The organism is Rhodococcus sp. Eu-32, assembly GCF_003336925.1.
In the GTDB taxonomy this organism is placed as follows: Bacteria; Actinomycetota; Actinomycetes; order Mycobacteriales; family Mycobacteriaceae; genus Rhodococcoides; species Rhodococcoides kyotonensis_B.
Map to the genome: position 1 here is coordinate 26,036 of NZ_QGNK01000021.1, position 16,892 is coordinate 42,927.

General features: G+C 65.7%; 15 protein-coding genes. 8 read left to right on the top strand and 7 right to left on the bottom strand.

Annotated elements, in window-relative coordinates; genetic code table 11:
• Positions 1-22: 22 nt before the first annotated feature.
• Positions 23-796 carry an aquaporin gene (locus tag DK926_RS21455; RefSeq protein WP_114332091.1) on the top strand — a complete coding sequence of 258 codons (774 nt, stop codon included), beginning with the start codon at positions 23-25 and terminating at the stop codon, positions 794-796.
• A 45-nt stretch (positions 797-841) separates the two neighbouring features.
• Here DK926_RS21455 and DK926_RS21460 read toward each other — a convergent pair whose 3' ends face one another.
• On the bottom strand, positions 842-1,405 hold the full coding sequence (locus DK926_RS21460) for a type II toxin-antitoxin system PemK/MazF family toxin (RefSeq protein ID WP_068423691.1): 564 nt from the start codon (positions 1,403-1,405) through the stop codon (positions 842-844).
• A 150-nt stretch (positions 1,406-1,555) separates the two neighbouring features.
• On the opposite strand from DK926_RS21460, the gene lepA reads away from it, so the two are divergent.
• Complete coding sequence (gene lepA / locus DK926_RS21465) at positions 1,556-3,403, top strand: translation elongation factor 4 (RefSeq protein ID WP_243636952.1); 1,848 nt, start codon at positions 1,556-1,558, stop codon at positions 3,401-3,403.
• 91 nt (positions 3,404-3,494) lie between these two features.
• Positions 3,495-4,514: a nitronate monooxygenase gene (locus tag DK926_RS21470; protein ID WP_114332092.1), complete on the top strand. Its 1,020-nt coding sequence runs from the start codon at positions 3,495-3,497 to the stop codon at positions 4,512-4,514.
• 55 nt (positions 4,515-4,569) lie between these two features.
• Here the strand turns inward: DK926_RS21470 and DK926_RS21475 are convergent, their stop codons facing one another.
• Positions 4,570-6,612 (bottom strand): glycoside hydrolase family 15 protein, encoded by a 2,043-nt coding sequence (locus DK926_RS21475; protein ID WP_114332093.1) that lies wholly within the window; start codon positions 6,610-6,612, stop codon positions 4,570-4,572.
• A 77-nt stretch (positions 6,613-6,689) separates the two neighbouring features.
• On the opposite strand from DK926_RS21475, the gene DK926_RS21480 reads away from it, so the two are divergent.
• The 5 genes from DK926_RS21480 (at position 6,690) to DK926_RS21500 (ending at position 11,082) form a co-directional block, all read left to right on the top strand.
• Positions 6,690-6,920, top strand: coding sequence for a hypothetical protein (locus tag DK926_RS21480; protein ID WP_207890882.1), 231 nt, complete (start codon positions 6,690-6,692; stop codon positions 6,918-6,920).
• Between the two features lie 448 nt (positions 6,921-7,368).
• Positions 7,369-8,391 (top strand): sulfate ABC transporter substrate-binding protein, encoded by a 1,023-nt coding sequence (locus DK926_RS21485; protein WP_114332095.1) that lies wholly within the window; start codon positions 7,369-7,371, stop codon positions 8,389-8,391.
• A 5-nt stretch (positions 8,392-8,396) separates the two neighbouring features.
• Positions 8,397-9,260: a sulfate ABC transporter permease subunit CysT gene (cysT, locus tag DK926_RS21490; RefSeq protein WP_207890883.1), complete on the top strand. Its 864-nt coding sequence runs from the start codon at positions 8,397-8,399 to the stop codon at positions 9,258-9,260.
• Positions 9,257-10,057 (top strand): sulfate ABC transporter permease subunit CysW, encoded by an 801-nt coding sequence (cysW, locus tag DK926_RS21495; protein WP_114332097.1) that lies wholly within the window; start codon positions 9,257-9,259, stop codon positions 10,055-10,057. Before cysT ends, cysW begins: the two co-directional genes overlap by 4 nt.
• The gene (locus tag DK926_RS21500; protein WP_114332098.1) at positions 10,057-11,082 is read left to right on the top strand and encodes a sulfate ABC transporter ATP-binding protein; all 1,026 of its coding nucleotides are present in this window, start codon (positions 10,057-10,059) and stop codon (positions 11,080-11,082) included. Before cysW ends, DK926_RS21500 begins: the two co-directional genes overlap by 1 nt.
• On the opposite strand, the gene DK926_RS21505 is transcribed toward DK926_RS21500, so the two are convergent.
• Genes DK926_RS21505 through DK926_RS21525 form a run of 5 tightly spaced genes read right to left on the bottom strand, consistent with a single transcriptional unit; the run spans position 11,079 to position 16,551 of the window.
• Positions 11,079-11,873: a sirohydrochlorin chelatase gene (locus DK926_RS21505; RefSeq protein WP_114332099.1), complete on the bottom strand. Its 795-nt coding sequence runs from the start codon at positions 11,871-11,873 to the stop codon at positions 11,079-11,081. The genes DK926_RS21500 and DK926_RS21505 overlap by 4 nt on opposite strands.
• A 1-nt stretch (position 11,874) precedes the next feature.
• Positions 11,875-13,179, bottom strand: coding sequence for a GTP-binding protein (locus DK926_RS21510; protein WP_114332100.1), 1,305 nt, complete (start codon positions 13,177-13,179; stop codon positions 11,875-11,877).
• Positions 13,179-14,114: a sulfate adenylyltransferase subunit CysD gene (cysD, locus tag DK926_RS21515; protein WP_068420397.1), complete on the bottom strand. Its 936-nt coding sequence runs from the start codon at positions 14,112-14,114 to the stop codon at positions 13,179-13,181. Before cysD ends, DK926_RS21510 begins: the two co-directional genes overlap by 1 nt.
• Entirely contained in the window at positions 14,111-14,821 is a 711-nt protein-coding gene (locus DK926_RS21520; RefSeq protein ID WP_114332101.1) for a phosphoadenylyl-sulfate reductase, read from the bottom strand. The genes cysD and DK926_RS21520 overlap by 4 nt, the downstream gene beginning before the upstream one ends.
• The gene (locus tag DK926_RS21525) at positions 14,818-16,551 is read right to left on the bottom strand and encodes a nitrite/sulfite reductase (RefSeq protein WP_114332102.1); all 1,734 of its coding nucleotides are present in this window, start codon (positions 16,549-16,551) and stop codon (positions 14,818-14,820) included. Before DK926_RS21525 ends, DK926_RS21520 begins: the two co-directional genes overlap by 4 nt.
• Positions 16,552-16,892: the final 341 nt, after the last annotated feature.

The following is a 16,892-nucleotide window of genomic DNA, read 5'->3' on the forward strand; positions in this document are numbered from 1 at the left end:
TTCGATCGAGCAGAGGTGGGCTATGTCGACGGCACAGGAGTACGTGGAACCCGAGGTCATCTCCGATACCAAGAAGTACATCGTCGAAGCGATAGGCACGTTCGTGCTCGTGTTCGCCGCAGTCGGTACCGCGGTCTTCGCCGGCGACAAGGTGGGTAATCTGGGCGTCGCGCTCGCCTTCGGCCTGACCCTGTTGTTCCTGGTCTACGCGATCGGCCCGATCTCCGGATGTCACGTCAATCCGGCCGTGACGTTCGGGCAGTTGCTCGTCGGCCGTCTGACGATCGTTCAGACGGCGCTGTTCATGGTTGCCCAGGTAGTCGGCGGCTTGATAGCCGGCGCGGTGTTGTTCGCGATCGCGAACAGTCTTCCCTCGTACGACCGCAGCGTCGACGGCCTCGGCGCCAACGGCTGGGGACCGCACAGCCCGTCGGCGATCGAAGGTCCGTTGGGCGGGATCCTGGAGAACGGGTACGGGATCACCGCAGCAATCGTCGTCGAGGTGCTCCTGACGGCGTTGCTCGTCTTCGTCGTGTTGGCCTCGACCGATCAGATCTCCGACGTCCCGCTCGCCGGCGTGTCGATCGGCTTCACGCTGGCGGTCATCCATCTGGTGTCGATTCCGATCGACAACACGTCGGTCAATCCGGCCCGAAGCCTGGCCGTCGCCCCGTGGCAGCCCGGCGCGATGGGACAGGTCTGGCTGTTCGTCGTCTTCCCGCTCGTCGGTGGAGCATTGGGCGCGCTCGTCTACCGCGGGGTGTTCGGTGCGGCTGCGCCGCCCGTGCGCGGATAGTTGCACCAGAGGCCAACTTTGCGCGCACGGGTCGCGGAGCGGCACTCAGGACCAGCTGTACTCCGAACGCAAGCGCGCCGCGACGGCGTCGAACTTGCCCTTCGCGAGAACGGCACCCTCGCGGCGGATTCCGGTCTCCGGGACGTCCAGGACACGGTCGAGTCGGATCCAGCTCGGCCGTCCTTCGGCATCCCATGATCCGGAGCCGATCGCGACCCAGTCTCGGTCACCGTCGTGCTTCTGCTGGCTGGACAACATCAGTCCGAGAAGGGTGCTGCCGTCGCGGCCGACGACGAGGACGGGACGGTCCTTGCCCTGGCTCGCGTCCTCCTCGTAGGTGACCCACGTCCACACGATCTCGCCGGGGTCGGCTTTGCCGTCGAGGTCGGGGGAGTATTCGACGCGTCGTGCCCGGTGTGCCGTGGGAACGGCGTTCGACGACACCGGCCGCCCGGCGGGAGCGCTCGGGGCGGGCGTGGTCCTGGAGGCGATTGCGTCCTTGCCCTTCTGGAGGGCACCGGAGTTCTGCAGCTGGCGAAAGAGCCTGGGGCCCTCGCGGAGTGCGATCTTGCCGAGTTCCTTGCCGAGTCTGCTCCAGTTGCCAGCCATGGGAGCCGAGTGTAGTCAGGCGGTGAATCGGCTGCGGCGCGACGCGGAACCGGTGGAACGACGCCGGTGTGGGACGGGCGGGAGTGAAGCCTGCGGAACGACCCTCGTGTGGGAGCATGGAGCAGTTGCTCCTGCAAACGCCAGCAAAGGATACGAGTGCCCAGCTTCGCCGACACGACGTTCACCGATCCCACCAGGATCAGGAACTTCTGCATCATCGCCCACATCGACCACGGAAAGTCGACGCTGGCCGACCGGATGCTGCAGCTCACCGGTGTCATCGACGATCGCTCGATGCGGGCGCAGTACCTCGACCGCATGGACATCGAACGCGAGCGCGGCATCACGATCAAGGCGCAGAACGTCCGGCTGCCGTGGACGGTCGACGGCGAAGAATTCGTGCTGCACCTCATCGACACACCCGGTCACGTCGACTTCACGTACGAGGTGTCGCGTGCACTCGAGGCCTGTGAAGGTGCCGTGCTGCTCGTCGATGCGGCGCAGGGCATCGAGGCGCAGACTCTGGCGAATCTCTATCTGGCGCTCGAGAAGGACCTGACGATCATCCCGGTCCTCAACAAGATCGACCTCCCTGCCGCCGACCCGGATCGCTACGCGGGCGAGATCGCGCACATCATCGGCTGCGAGCCGGACGAGGTGCTGCGTGTGTCCGGCAAGACCGGCGTCGGCGTCACGGAACTGCTCGACGAGGTCGTCAAACAGATGCCTGCACCCGTCGGCGACCCCGACGGCCCGGCCCGCGCGATGATCTTCGACTCGGTCTACGACACCTACCGCGGCGTCGTCACCTACGTTCGTGTCGTCGACGGCGAGCTCAAGCCGCGCGAGAAGATCACCATGATGTCGACGGGTGCGACCCACGAGCTTCTCGAGGTCGGCATCGTGTCGCCCGAACCGAAGGCGTCGACGGGTCTCGGCGTCGGCGAGGTCGGCTACCTCATCACCGGTGTGAAGGACGTGCGCCAGTCCAAGGTCGGTGACACGGTCACGACGTTCCGCAAGGGCGCCACCGATCCGCTGACGGGATACCGCGAGCCGCGCCCGATGGTGTACTCCGGCCTCTACCCGGTCGACGGCTCCGACTACCCCGATCTGCGCGACGCGCTCGAGAAGCTGCAGCTCAACGATGCGGCGCTCACCTACGAGCCGGAGACGTCGGTTGCGCTCGGGTTCGGCTTCCGCTGTGGCTTCCTCGGCCTGCTGCACATGGAGATCACCCGCGAACGTCTCGAACGCGAATTCGGCCTCGACCTGATCTCGACGTCACCGAACGTGGTCTACCGCGTCGAGATGGAGGACGGCACCGAGCACACCGTCACCAACCCGTCGTACTGGCCCGAGGGAAAGACACGCGACGTGTTCGAGCCGATGGTGCGATGCACCATCATCTCGCCGAGCGAGTTCATCGGCTCGATCATGGAGCTGTGCCAGGGACGACGCGGTGAGCTGGGCGGCATGGACTACCTGTCGGAGACCCGCGTCGAGCTGCGGTACACCATTCCGATGGCCGAGATCATCTTCGACTTCTTCGACATCCTGAAGTCGCGGACCCGCGGATACGCCAGCCTCGACTACGAGGAGGTCGGCGAGCAGAGCGCGGCGCTGGTCAAGGTCGACATCCTGCTGCAGGGCGAAGCCGTCGACGCGTTCTCCGCGATCGTGCACAAGGACGCGGCTGCGGCCTACGGCAACAAGATGACGACCAAGTTGAAGGAACTGATCCCGCGCCAGCAGTTCGAGGTGCCGATCCAGGCTGCCATCGGCTCGCGCATCATCGCCCGCGAGAACATCCGCGCCATCCGCAAGGACGTCCTCGCGAAGTGTTACGGCGGTGACATCAGCCGTAAGCGCAAGCTGCTCGAGAAGCAGAAGGAAGGCAAGAAGCGCATGAAGACCATCGGTCGCGTCGACGTGCCGCAGGAGGCCTTCGTCGCAGCGCTGTCGTCGGAGTCGTCGGCGGACAAGCCCAAGAAATAGTGCGCCTGCGGCGCCCGTGCGCGAAAAGTTGGCGCCCGCTCCAACTATGCACGCACGGGTGGCGCAGCCGCCGGGAGTAAGTTCGCACAGTATGACGACACGGATACTGAGCGAACTGAGGATTCCCATCGTCGGAGCACCCATGGCGGGAGGTCCGTCGACGCCCGAGCTGGCGGCAGCAGTGTCGAGCGCAGGTGGCCTCGGCATGATCGCCGGTGCGCTGCTGACGCCCGAAAAGCTTGCCGAGCAAGTGAATTGGGTGCGTGGCACGCTCGGGTCGGTACCGTTCGGTGTCAATCTGTTCATGCCCGAAGACGCGACGGGCGCCGACGTCGACGCCTACGCAGCTCGGCTGCAGCCCTGGTTCGAGAAGTACGACGTCGAACCAGGAGCGCTGCCGCGTCGCGACGACTTCTACCCAGAGAAGTTCGAGTGGGTGATCGCCAACCCGGTGCCCGTCGTGTCGAGCACCTTCGGCACGTTCACCGCCGACGAGGTCGCACGTATGCACGCCGTCGGAACCGAGGTGTGGGCGACGGTCGCGCGCGCCGAGGACGCGTCGGTGGCCACTGCGAACGGGGTCGACGCGCTGATCGTGCAGGGGCCGGAGGCCGGGGGTCATCGCGGTACGTTCGACGGTTCTGCGCCGGAGGCTCCGCTGGCCGAGGTTCTGGGCGCGGTGGCCGCGGTCTCGGGCCTGCCGCGCATCGCAGCAGGCGGCCTCATGGACGGCAACGACGTTGCGCCGCTGTTGGATTCGGGTGCAGCGCACGCAGCTCAGCTCGGGACCGCCTTGCTCGACACCCCGGAAGCCGGCACGAGGCCGGTGCACCGTGAGCAGCTCACCCGCATCGCGAACACTGCTGTCACGCGGGCTTTCTCGGGGCGCCCTGCACGGGGTCTCGAGAACGACTTCATGCGCGAGAACTCCGCCGACGCACCGCTGGCGTACCCCGACGTGCACTACCTGACCGGGCCGATGCGCGCGAAGGCCGCGGCCGCACACGATCCGTCGGCGCTGTCGATGTGGGCCGGTACGGGACATGCTCGCGTGCAGTCGCTTCCGACGGCCGAGCTGATGGCGACATGGGCGAGGCAGTTGGGCCGCTGACGCGGGCCGTGCGTGCGAATGTGCAGCCCGCTGCACATTCGCACGCACGAAAGGGTCAGCTGGTGTGCGCAGGCTGGAAGTGCCCGGCCGCCTGTGCTTCCTCCGCACGGATGACGTGCACGACGGCGTTGATCAGTGCGAGGTGCGTGAACGCCTGCGGGAAGTTGCCGAGGTGCCGACCTGTGCGCGCGTCGATCTCCTCCGCGTACAGCTTGAGCGGACTCGCGTATCCGAGCAGGCGCTCGCACAGGTGCTTGGCCCGCTGCAGTTCACCGATCTCGACGAGCGCCGACACCAGCCAGAAGGAGCAGATGGTGAAGGTGCCTTCCTCGCCCTCGAGGCCGTCGTCCGTGGTGTCGACCTTGTATCGGAGAACGAGTCCGTCGACGGTCAGCTCGTCGGCGATCGCGAGAACCGTTGCGCGGACGCGTTCGTCGTCGGCGGGCAGGAACCGCAGCAGCGGCACGAGCAACAACGACGCGTCGAGAGAGTCGTGGCCGTACCGCTGGGTGAGTACGCCACGCTCGTCGACGCCGTTCGCGAGCACGTCCTCGCGGATCTCGTCGGCGATCTTGTTCCACTCGTCCGCGTACTCGTCCTCGCCGTGGATCGACGCCAGCTTGGCGCCGCGGTCGAGCGCGACCCAGCACATCACTTTCGACGACGTGAAGTGCTGCGGCTCGCCGCGCACCTCCCAGATGCCGCGGTCGGGCTTTCTCCAATTGGCGATGGCCTCTTCGACCTGACGCTTGAGCAGCGGCCACAGCGACTCCGGAACGTGCTCCCGTGAACGCACGTGCAGGTACACCGAATCGAGCATGGTGCCCCAGATGTCGTGCTGCTCCTGGTTGTACGCGCCGTTGCCGATGCGGACGGGCTTCGCACCGTCGTAGCCGGAGAGGTGGTTCAGTTCGCTCTCCTCCAGCGTCTTCTCACCACCGATTCCGTACATGACCTGCAGGGGATTGGCGCTGCCGTCGTCGGAGACCGAGACGTCCGACATGAACGAGAAGAAGTCGTTGGCCTCACGGTCGAGTCCGAGTGTGTACAGGCCCCACAACGCGAACGTCGAGTCGCGCACCCAGGCGTAGCGATAGTCCCAATTTCGTTCGCCCCGTGGGGTTTCCGGTAGAGACGTGGTCGACGCGGCCAGTAGGGCGCCCGTCGGCGCGTACGTCAGGCCCTTGAGGGCCAATGCGCTGCGCTGAAGGTATCCGCGCCACGGATGATCGGGGAAACGTCCGATGGTGATCCACTGACGCCAGCATTCGGACGTGCGCCACATCTTCTCGGCGGCCTCGTCGAACGTCTTGGGTGCCGGGAGGTCGGACCACGAGAGCGCGACGAACACGTTGTCGCCCTCGGTCATTCGCGTACGGGCGCGAGCCTCGCGACCTTCGATGCCGATGCGCAGGTTGGTGGTCAGCTTGAGCGTCGGCTGGTCACCGATCGAACTGGCTTCGCACGTGGCGGTCGCTTCTTCGTAGACCTTGCCGGTGTACTCCCAGCGGGCGGGTGCTCGGTGATAGTCGAACGCGGGCTCACAGCTCATCTCGAGTTCGACGGTCCCGCTGACGCATTTGACCGTGCGAAGCAGTATGTGTTCGGCGTCCCAGTCGCTGGGGGCGCGCTTGTGCGTACGGGAACGCTGATCGGTGTTGTGCCAGGGCCCCATCACCAATGCGTCGCGCACGATGATCCACCCGGTTTCGGTCTGCCATGTCGTCTCCACGATCAGGCCGCCGGGCAGGTAGCGACGCGCGGCGGGAACCGACTGTCCGTAGGGGCCGACGCGGAAGTGGCCTGCGCTTCGGTCGAGGATCGCGCCGAAGACGCTGGGGGAGTCGGGACGCGGCACACACATCCACTCGACCGACCCGTTGCGCGCGATCAGGCATGTGGTCTCGCAGTCGGAGAGGAACGCGTAGTCGTCGATGGGGGGAAACGCGCTGCGGTAGGAGATCGGAGTCGATATCGGGGCTTCCGTGCTGGCCAGGGCGCCCTGGCCATCGTGGCCGTCCGTGTCGGGTGCGCCCGGTAGCGGAATCATGTCGTCGCGTACGGGTACGTTGATCGACTTGTCCTCGTATGCCGTCATACGCCAATCATCGACGCAGGAGTGCGCGTCGTCCACCGATGCGGGTCGTCGGCGTGGCGGCTACTACAGTGACACAGGTGCACGCGTTAGCCACATGGTGGGACGGAATCGAGCTGTGGGTCACCGGACTCCCGTTCGTTGCCCAGTCGATCGTCGTGCTTCTGGTTCTCGTGCCGATCGCGTTCGGGGTGGCGCGGTTGTTCGACCGCGTGCTGGCAGAGGTTCTGCGTGCGCTCGGACGCGATGCCCGGTCCGACCGCGACGTCGCTGTCGCAACGGACGATTCACCGTCGAGGGAAGGTCACTGATGCCGAAGTCGAGAGTCACTCTCGCGCTGATCGCGTTGCTGGTACTCGTCGTACTGGCGTGGCTGCTGACCCGGTAGACCGACGCGATGCGGGGCGCGGAGTCGGATTTTCGGTCCGACGAAGTCCTCTGCTAGATTTCTGTCCGTGTCTGCCGCTGCCGAGTACCGGGTCCGCCATGAGTTGGCGTTGATCGCGGTCGGCAAGCTCGATGTCGCAGATATCGACTGTTGTCGAATCACGTCCTAGACGCGAACTGTTCTCCGGCGGTACATCGCGCATCCATGTAGAGGGTGCGCCTGCGTCGGTGCACGTCTCGCGGACGGTTCGGCTCGTTCGTCGCCCTCTCGGGGTTGTCGACGGCGCAGCCCACGGACCGTCCTCCGGCACGACTTCCGTACGACCTTCCGTGGATCCATCCGAGGCAACACTCGATGAAAGGCCCTACTCGATGAGGCACAGCTCTCGTTACCTGCTCACCACGTTCGCAGCCGTCGGAACCCTCTTTCTCGCTGCGTGCGGGGGTGGATCGAGTGACACGGTCGGCGGCTCGACCGACACGTCGAGCGGTCCTGCTCTGACGCTGGTCGGCTACGCGGTGCCGAAGAACGGATGGGACGCCATCGCTCCCGCGTTCGCGGCCACCGAGGACGGCGACGGTACGTCGATCAATGCCGACTACGGCGCGTCGGGCAATCAGTCACGCAAGGTTGCCGACGGCGCGCCCGCCGACATCGTCAACTTCTCCGTCGAGCCGGATGTGACCCGTCTGGTCAAGGCAGGAAAGGTCGACGAGGACTGGAACCAGAACGCATACGGCGGCGTTCCCTTCGGTTCGGTGGTGACTCTCGTTGTGCGCGAGGGCAATCCGAAGAACATTCAGACGTGGGACGATCTGCTGAAGCCGGACGTCCAGGTCATCAGCCCCAGCCCGCTCAGCTCCGGCTCGGCCAAGTGGAACCTGTTGGCTCCCTACGCGGCCAAGAGCAACGGCGGCCAGGACAAGCAGGCCGGCCTGGACTACGTGCAGCAGCTGGTCTCCGGCCACTTCCCCGTGCAGCCCGAGTCGGGACGCGCGGCGACCGAGGCGTTCCTGCAGGGACAGGGTGATGTGCTGATCAGCTACGAGAACGAAGCGTTGCTCATCGAGGAGCAGGGACAGCCGGTCGAGCATGTCGACGTCGCCGACACCTTCCGCATCGACAACCCCGTCGCCGTCGTCAACACGAGCGCGCAACTCGACAGGGCGAACGCGTTGAACGATTTCGTCTACACCGACGAGGGACAGCGCATCTGGGCCGAGGAAGGGTTCCGGCCGACGAACCCGGAGATCGCCGCCGAGTTCACGGACAAGTTCTTCACGCCCGCGACGCTGCGCACGATCGACGATCTCGGTGGTTGGGAGACCGTCGACGCCGAGCTCTTCGGTGACAACGGAGCCATCACCACTATCTACAAAGAGAACACGCAGTAATCACCATGTCCTCGACGCACATCGATTCGGCCCCCGGCACGCGGCCTTCTCCCCGAAAAGGGCGGAAGTTCCGCGGGTCGGGTTCGGTCGGGCCCTTCGGTCTCGGGGTCGCGGTGCTCTGGCTGAGCATCATCGTTCTGCTGCCGCTGGCGGCTCTGACCGTGAAATCGTTCGACGACGGCATCTCGGGCTTCTGGGATGCGATCACCGAGCCGCGCGCAATCGCGACGTTCAAGGTCACCTTGGAGGTGTCGGTGGCCGCCGCGGTCATCAACCTCGTGTTCGGAACGCTGATCGCCTGGGTGCTCGTCCGCGACGACTTTCCGGGCAAGCGCATCGTCAACGCGCTGATCGATCTGCCGTTCGCTCTGCCGACGATCGTCGCGAGCCTCGTGCTGCTGTCGCTGTACGGTCCCGCGAGTCCTATCGGTCTGGTGTTCAACGCGACGAAGCCTGCAGTCGTCGTCGCCCTGCTGTTCGTGACGCTTCCGTTCGTGGTGCGCGCCGTCCAGCCGGTCCTGATCGAACTGGACAAGGAAGTGGAAGAGGCTGCCGCGTCCCTGGGCGCGAACAACTGGACGATCTTTCGCTCGATCATCCTCCCCGTGTTGCTGCCGTCGATTCTCAGCGGTGCCGGCCTCGCGTTCGCCCGTGCCATCGGCGAGTTCGGTTCCGTCGTGCTGATCGGCGGCAACATTCCCGGTGACACGCAGATCGCGTCGCAGTACATTCGCGAGCTGATCGAATACGACCAGCCCGTCGATGCCGCCGCCATCTCCGTCGTCCTGCTCGCGCTGGCATTCGTGGTGCTGTTCGTACTGCGCATCGTCGGTAACCGGCTCGCCCGGCGTGAGGAGCAGATCCGATGAAGGTCGGACTTCCCGTCAAACTGTCACTGCGCACGGTCGCGCTGCTGTACCTCGCGGCGTTGGTGCTGTTTCCTCTCGCGGCAATTCTGTTCCGCACGTTCGAGGACGGCTTCATGCAGTTCTGGGGCCTGGTCACGACGCCTGCAGCGCAGTCGGCGCTGCAGTTGTCGTTGCTGATCGTCGCGATCGTGGTGCCGGTCAACGTCGTGTTCGGTGTCATCACCGCGTTGGCTCTCGTCCGCGGGCGCTTCCGCGGCAAGGGCATCCTCGAGGCCGTCGTCGATCTGCCGTTCGCCGTGTCGCCCATCGTCACCGGTGTCGCCCTCATCCTGCTGTGGGGTGCCAACGGATGGTTCGGTGGTGTCGAGTCCCTCGGCTTCAAGATCATCTTCGCGTTGCCCGGCATGGTCATCGCGACGATCTTCGTGACGCTTCCGTTCGTCGTCCGCGAAGTCGAGCCGGTGCTCTACGAGATCGGCGAGGAGCAGGAGGAGGCGGCGTCGACTCTGGGAGCGTCGTCGTGGCAGACGTTCTGGCGCATCACATTGCCTGCGATCCGCTGGGGTCTGACCTACGGCATCGTCCTTACCGTTGCCCGTTCACTGGGTGAGTTCGGTGCGGTGATCATGGTGTCGACGAACCTCCCCGGCATTTCACAGACGCTCACGCTCCTGGTCAACTCGAGGTACGAGGACTTCAACCAAGCAGGCGCTTACGCCGCGTCGACTCTGCTCATGGCAATCGCCGTCATCGTGTTGCTGCTGATGACTGCCCTCGACAAAAAGAGGACGAAGTAATGACCGCACAGAAGAGTTCCGACATCGAGATCTCCGTGGTGGGTGCCAAGAAGAACTACGGCGACTTCGCGGCTCTCGACAACGTGAGCATCGACATCCCCAAGGGGTCGTTGACGGCGCTCCTCGGTCCGAGCGGTTCGGGCAAGTCCACGCTGCTGCGTTCGATCGCCGGTCTCGAACAGCTCGACTCCGGCCAGGTCATTCTGGCGGGCGAGGACGTGACGTGGGTCAGCCCGCAGAAACGCGAGATCGGCTTCGTGTTCCAGCATTACGCAGCTTTCAAGCACTTGAGCGTGCGTGACAACGTCGCGTTCGGATTGAAGATTCGCAAGCGTCCGAAGGACGAGATCAAACGTCGCGTCGACGAATTGCTCGAGATCGTCGGGCTCGCGGGCTTCCAGACGCGTTTCCCCGCGCAGCTGTCCGGCGGTCAGCGTCAGCGCATGGCGTTGGCGCGAGCACTCGCCGTCGACCCTCAGGTTCTGCTGCTCGACGAGCCGTTCGGTGCACTCGACGCGAAGGTGCGCGAAGACCTTCGGACGTGGCTTCGCCGCCTGCACGACGAGGTGCACGTGACGACGGTCCTGGTCACGCACGACCAGGAAGAGGCGCTCGACGTCGCCGACCGCATCGCCGTCATGAACAAGGGACGGATCGAGCAGGTCGGGTCACCCGAGGATCTCTACGATCGCCCCGAGAACGACTTCGTCATGTCGTTCCTCGGACAGGTCGCCAAACTCAACGGAATGTTGGTGCGACCGCACGACATTCGCGTCGGACGGGATCCGGCACTCGCACTCGCGCAGAAGAACGGCACCGCGGAGTCGGCCGGTGTGACGCGGGCGATCGTCGAACGCGTCGTCCACCTGGGATTCGAGGTCAAGGTGGAGCTGAAGAACGCTGCGACGGGTGAAGCGTTCTCCGCGCAGATCACGCGAGGCGACAGCGAAGCTCTGCGGCTCGAACCCGGTGAGACGGTGTACGTGCGGGCGACGCGCATCCCGCAGATCGTCCCGACCGGCTAGGGGCCTGCGCCCCCCGTGCGCGGGAATGTACAGCCCGCTACGCATTCGCGCGCACGGGTGGTGGAGCCGCCCACCGCCGCGTCGTACCGTGCCGACACGACATCGGCGACGAAGGGGTGGTCGCCGAGAACGTCGGCGTGGGTGATGTCGATGTCGAGTGCGTCTACCTCGTCGCGCACTCGGTCGGTGAGCAGCCCGGGGGCGATGAACCACGGCGCGATGACGATACGACGCGCCCCGGCTGCCGTCAGGTGCGAGATCGCTTCGGTGGGACCGGGATTGCGGTTTGTCGCGAAGCACGTCACCGCGCCTGCCCATCCCGTTCCGGCGGACACACGCGCTGCCAGTGCGCGTGTACGCCGGTTCGCCGCCTCCCTGGACGATCCGACCGCGGCGACCGCGACGCCGATCGTCGGGTCGTCCATGTCCACGCCCGCGCCGAGAATGCGAGCACGCAGCGCATCGACGAGGCGACTGTCGTCGCCGAGAACCTCGGCTTGCACCAACGAGAGGGACGGGTGCCGTCGTCGCGCGGCATCCAGAATTCCGGGCAGATCGACCCGGGCATGAAAAGCATTGCCGAGCAACAACGGAACGAAAGCAGCGGACTCGTGCCCGTCGGCGGCGACTTCGTCGATGACCTGTTCCACGCTGGGTTCGGTCAGATCCAGATATGCGACCCTGACGTCGAGGTCGGGCCGACGCACGCGAACGCGGTCGACCACCGCGCCCACGGTCCGCGACGAACGAGGCTCGCGGCTACCGTGGGCGACGGCGATCAACACACCCATGTCAGGACGGAACCGGTTCTCCCAGTTCGACTGCCGACAGCGCGTCGCCGACGAGACCGGCGGCGAGGGTGTTGCCTCCGGCAGGATCGATCAGCAGGAAGCTGCCGGTGTGCCGGTTGACGGCGTAGTCGTCGGCGACGATGGGCTCGGCGACGCGCACCGAGATGCGTCCGATGTCGTTGAGCTCCAACGTTTCCGGAGACGGGTCGGCCGTCAGGTTCTGTTCGTCGAACTTCTCGACCAGTGCGCCGACGATGGCCTGCGTCGTCCGGGTTCCGTGCTTGAGCAGCAGGCGTGCACCCGGGCGAAGGGGCTTCTCGGCCAGCCAGCACACGGTGGCGTCGAACTCGCCGATGGGTTCGGGAGCGTCCTGCGGCGAGACGATGGAGTCTCCGCGGGACACGTCGACGTCGTCGGCGAGGATCAGCGTGACGCTGCGTCCGGCGCTTGCGGAATCGAGTTCGCCGTCCGCGGTGTCGATGCGCTCGACCGTGGTCCGGGTGCCGGACGGCAGGACGACGACCTCGTCACCGGGGGCGACGGTACCTGCGGCGACCTGGCCCGCGTAGCCGCGGTAGTCCGGGAATTCGGCTGTTCGAGGACGGATCACGTACTGCACGGGGAAGCGAAGTCCGACGCGGTGCGGCTCGGCGTCGACCGGAACCGACTCGAGGTGCTCGATGAGCGTCGGACCGTCGTAGTAGGGGGTGTTGGTGGATCGGACGGCGACGTTGTCTCCGTGCAGAGCCGACACCGGGATCTCGACGACGTCCTCCGCGGCCCAGCCGAGCGACGAGGTCAGCGAGTTGAACTCGGCGGAGATGTCCGCGAACACCGTCGCCGGATCTTCGACGAGGTCGATCTTGTTGACGGCAAGCACCAGCTTGGGCACACCGAGCAGGGCGAGAACCGCCGCGTGCCGACGCGTCTGCGTGATGACGCCCTTGCGAGCGTCGACGAGCAGGATGACGAGCTGTGCCGTCGACGCGCCCGAGACGGTGTTGCGGGTGTACTGCACGTGGCCCGGGGTGTCCGCGAGGACGAAAGATCGTGCAGGCGTGGCGAAGTAGCGGTACGCGACATCGATGGTGATGCCCTGCTCGCGCTCGGCGCGCAGACCGTCGACGAGGAGCGAGAGGTCGGGAGTGCTGAGGCCGCGGTCGACCGATGCGCGTGTGACGGCGTCGATCTGGTCCGCGAGAACGGACTTCGTGTCGTACAGCAGCCGACCGACGAGGGTGGACTTTCCGTCGTCGACGCTGCCCGCCGTCGCGAGACGCAGCAGCTGTGAATTGGACGAACTCATCAGAAATATCCTTCGCGCTTGCGGTCTTCCATGGCCGCCTCGGAGACGCGGTCGTCGCCGCGGGTGGCGCCACGTTCGGTGAGTCGGGAGGCGGCGACCTCGGCGAGAATCGCCTCGTTGTCCGCGGCGTCGGACAGGACGGCTCCGGTGGTGGATCCGTCACCGACGGTGCGGTAGCGCACAGACAGCGTCTGCAGCTCCTCGGCCTCGGTGGGACCGCCCCACACGCCAGGAGTCATCCACATGCCGTCGCGCTGGTACACCGGACGCTGGTGCGCGTAGTAGATGCTCGCCAATTCGACGTTCTCGCGCGCGATGTAGCGCCAGATGTCCAGCTCGGTGAAGTTGCTGAGCGGGAAGACGCGGACCTGCTCACCGGGGGAATGCTTGCCGTTGTACAGGTTCCACAGTTCCGGCCGCTGCTTCTTGGGGTCCCACTGACCGAATGCGTTGCGCAGCGAAAAGATTCGTTCCTTGGCGCGGGCGCGTTCCTCGTCCCGTCGGGCACCGCCAAAGACGGCGTCGAAGCGGTTCTCGGAGATGGCGTCGAGCAGCGGCACCGTCTGCAGCGGGTTGCGGATGCCGTCGGGGCGCTCGGTGAGGCGGCCGTCGGCGAGGTAGTCCTCGACCTTGGCCACGTGCAGGCGCAGGTTGTATTTGGACACGACGTGGTCGCGGAAATCGAGGACCTCCTGCAGGTTGTGCCCGGTGTCGACGTGCAGCAGAGAGAAGGGCAGGGGCGCAGGCCAGAACGCCTTGATCGCGAGGTGCAGCAGGACGGTCGAGTCCTTGCCTCCCGAGAACAGGATGACCGGCCGTTCGAACTCGCCCGCGACCTCACGGAAGATGTGGATGGCCTCGGACTCGAGTGCGTCGAGGGTGTCGAAGCGCGTGCTGTCGACCTGGGGGCGCTCGGTGGCGAAGTTGAGTGTCATGAGGCGTGCAACCCACATTCCGTTTTGGCCTTACCGGCCCACCGTCCGCTACGCGGATCGGCGCCGGGGGCGGGCTTGACGGTGCACGGCTGGCACCCGATCGATGGATACCCCTCGTCGACGAGAGGATTGACGAGAATTCCGTGTTCGTCGATGTACCGCTGCATGTCGTCGTCCGACCATGCCGCGATGGGATTGATCTTGACGAGGCCGAACGCGTCGTCGAAGGAGATCAGCGGCGCGTTCGCCCGAGTGGGAGCCTCGACGCGTCGGATGCCGGTGACCCACGCGCTGTAGTTCGCGAGTTCCTTCTTCAGCGGCGCGACCTTGCGCAGCGCGCAGCAGCGGTTCGGCTCGCGGGCGAAAAGGTCCTTGCCTTCGATCGAATCCTGTTCGGCGACACTGTGTTCGGCGCGAGCGTTGATGACGTTGACGCCGTAGACGGCCTCGACGGCGTCACGGGTTCCGATGGTCTCCGCGAAGTGGTAACCGGTGTCGAGGAACAGGACGTCGACGCCGGGATGCACCTGAGTCGCGAGGTGGACCAGCACTGCGTCCTGCATGTTCGACGCCACGATGTAGTCGTTGCCGAACTCGCGCTCGGTCCACTGCATCAATTCGGTGGCACTCGCACCGTCGAGTTCGCGGGCGCCGCGCTCGGCGATCGCCCTCAGCTCGTCGACCGTCAGATTCATTCTCGTGCTCATCGCAAATCCGCCTCGTCTGCTCGCACGGCCCACTGCGCGAACCGCTCTCCATCTTCGCGGTGCTTGACGAAGTTCCGCACCACTCGTTCGATGTAGTCGCCCAGCTCGGTGCTGTTCACCTTGTGCTGGCGCAGCTTTCGGCCGAACGCGCTGTCCAGGCCGAGGCTGCCACCGAGGTGAACCTGGAAGCCCTCGACCTGATTCCCGTCGCCGTCGTCGACGAGCTGTCCCTTGAAGCCGATGTCCGCGATCTGCGAGCGCGCGCACGAGTTGGGGCAGCCGTTGATGTTGATGGTCACCGGGACGTCGAGCTGGGCATTGACGTCGGCGAGCCGAGCCTCGAGATCGGGAACGAGGACCTGCGATCGCTTGCGCGTCTCGGCGAACGACAGCTTGCAGAACTCGATTCCGCTGCACGCCATCAGGTTCTTGCGCCAGTGCGACGGCCGAGCCGGCAGCCCGAGTGCGTCGAGATCGGCGATGAGATCTTCGAGCTTGTCGTCCGGGACGTCGAGCACGATGAGCTTCTGGTACGGCGTGAATCGGATGCGGTCCGATCCGGCCTTCTCCGCGGCGTCGGCAACCTTGCCGAGGATGGTGCCCGAGACACGACCGGCGATCGGTGCGACGCCGACGGCATTGAGACCGTTCTTGAGCTTCTGGATGCCGACGTGGTCGCGCGGACGCGCGGGCTTCTCGGGCGCGGGACCGTCGATCAGCTTGCGATGCAGGTACTCGTCCTCGAGAACCTGGCGGAACTTCTCGATGCCCCAGTCCTTGATCAGGAACTTCAGGCGCGCCTTCGTGCGGAGGCGACGGTAGCCGTAGTCGCGGAAGATCGAGACGACGCCTTCCCAGACGTCGGGTACTTCGTCGAGCGGCACCCAGACGCCGACGCGCTGCGCCAGCATCGGGTTGGTCGACAGTCCGCCGCCGACCCATAGGTCGAGACCGGGACCGTGCTCGGGGTGGTTCACGCCGATGAACGCGACGTCGTTGATCTCGTGCACGACGTCCTGCAGGCCGGAGATCGCCGTCTTGAACTTGCGGGGCAGGTTCGAGTACTCGGGCTTACCGATGTAGCGCTCGACGATCTCGTCGATGGCAGGCGTCGGATCGAGGATCTCGTCGACGGCCTCGCCTGCGAGAGGCGACCCGAGCACGACGCGGGGGCAGTCACCGCACGCCTCGGTGGTCTTCAGGCCGACGGCTTCGATGCGACGCCAGATCTCGGGGACGTTCTCGACCTCGATCCAGTGGTACTGAACGTTCTCGCGGTCGGAGAGGTCGGCGGTGTCGCGAGCGAACTCCTTGGAGATACCGGCGAGCGTGCGCACCTGCTCGACGTTCAGCGCGCCTGCGTCGCACCGAATGCGCATCATGAAGTACTTGGCTTCGAGCAGATCGATGTTGTCGTCGCCGGTGTAGGTGCCGTCGTATCCCTGCTCGCGCTGGGTGTAGAGACCCCACCAGCGGAAGCGGCCGCGCAGATCGCTCTTGTCGATGCTGTCGAAGCCCTGCTTGGAATAGATGTTCTCGATGCGAGCCCGCACGTTCAGCGGGTTGTCGTCCTTCTTGGACTGCTCGTTGGGGTTGAGCGGCTCGCGGTATCCGAGTGCCCACTGGCCCTCGGCCCGTCGCTTGGCCGGACGCGGCGTGCGTTCCCGCGGGGCTACGCGCGCCGGGGCGGACGAACCCGCGTCGGTCGGGGCGTCGGTGGTCGACGACATCTACTGCTCCTGCATCTTTTCTCTACCGGGCGGCCAAGGGGAGGGGTTGAGACTCACCACTTGCACACGCGTCCGGACGGATCGGGGGTGTGGCGGGGAACTACCGGGAACGAGCTGTGGGTCGAGGGGGAGCCGGCAACGGGCTCAGCAACACACTCGACAGCATCGACACGACGAGCTGCAGACACGCTTGAGGTCGACGTGGCGGCGCGCCACGAGTCGGATCCCGGTGTCAGTCACGGCGACCATTGTGCCACGTCATTCGGCCAGGTCCGACCATGGACGCCTATTTACCCGAAATTCACGGTAAATAGGCTGGCAGAGGCGTTGCCCTCGCGCCG

Excerpts from the sequence above, each read along its gene's own strand:
- DK926_RS21455 (WP_114332091.1), top strand. The coding sequence starts at position 23 with ATGTCGACGGCACAGGAGTACGTGGAACCCGAGGTCATCTCCGATACC.
- DK926_RS21460 (WP_068423691.1), bottom strand. The coding sequence starts at position 1,405 with ATGGCTGGCAACTGGAGCAGACTCGGCAAGGAACTCGGCAAGATCGCA.
- DK926_RS21470 (WP_114332092.1), top strand. The coding sequence starts at position 3,495 with ATGACGACACGGATACTGAGCGAACTGAGGATTCCCATCGTCGGAGCA.
- DK926_RS21475 (WP_114332093.1), bottom strand. The coding sequence starts at position 6,612 with ATGACGGCATACGAGGACAAGTCGATCAACGTACCCGTACGCGACGAC.
- DK926_RS21485 (WP_114332095.1), top strand. The coding sequence starts at position 7,369 with ATGAGGCACAGCTCTCGTTACCTGCTCACCACGTTCGCAGCCGTCGGA.
- cysT (WP_207890883.1), top strand. The coding sequence starts at position 8,397 with ATGTCCTCGACGCACATCGATTCGGCCCCCGGCACGCGGCCTTCTCCC.
- cysW (WP_114332097.1), top strand. The coding sequence starts at position 9,257 with ATGAAGGTCGGACTTCCCGTCAAACTGTCACTGCGCACGGTCGCGCTG.
- DK926_RS21500 (WP_114332098.1), top strand. The coding sequence starts at position 10,057 with ATGACCGCACAGAAGAGTTCCGACATCGAGATCTCCGTGGTGGGTGCC.
- DK926_RS21505 (WP_114332099.1), bottom strand. The coding sequence starts at position 11,873 with ATGGGTGTGTTGATCGCCGTCGCCCACGGTAGCCGCGAGCCTCGTTCG.
- DK926_RS21510 (WP_114332100.1), bottom strand. The coding sequence starts at position 13,179 with ATGAGTTCGTCCAATTCACAGCTGCTGCGTCTCGCGACGGCGGGCAGC.
- cysD (WP_068420397.1), bottom strand. The coding sequence starts at position 14,114 with ATGACACTCAACTTCGCCACCGAGCGCCCCCAGGTCGACAGCACGCGC.
- DK926_RS21520 (WP_114332101.1), bottom strand. The coding sequence starts at position 14,821 with ATGAGCACGAGAATGAATCTGACGGTCGACGAGCTGAGGGCGATCGCC.
- DK926_RS21525 (WP_114332102.1), bottom strand. The coding sequence starts at position 16,551 with ATGTCGTCGACCACCGACGCCCCGACCGACGCGGGTTCGTCCGCCCCG.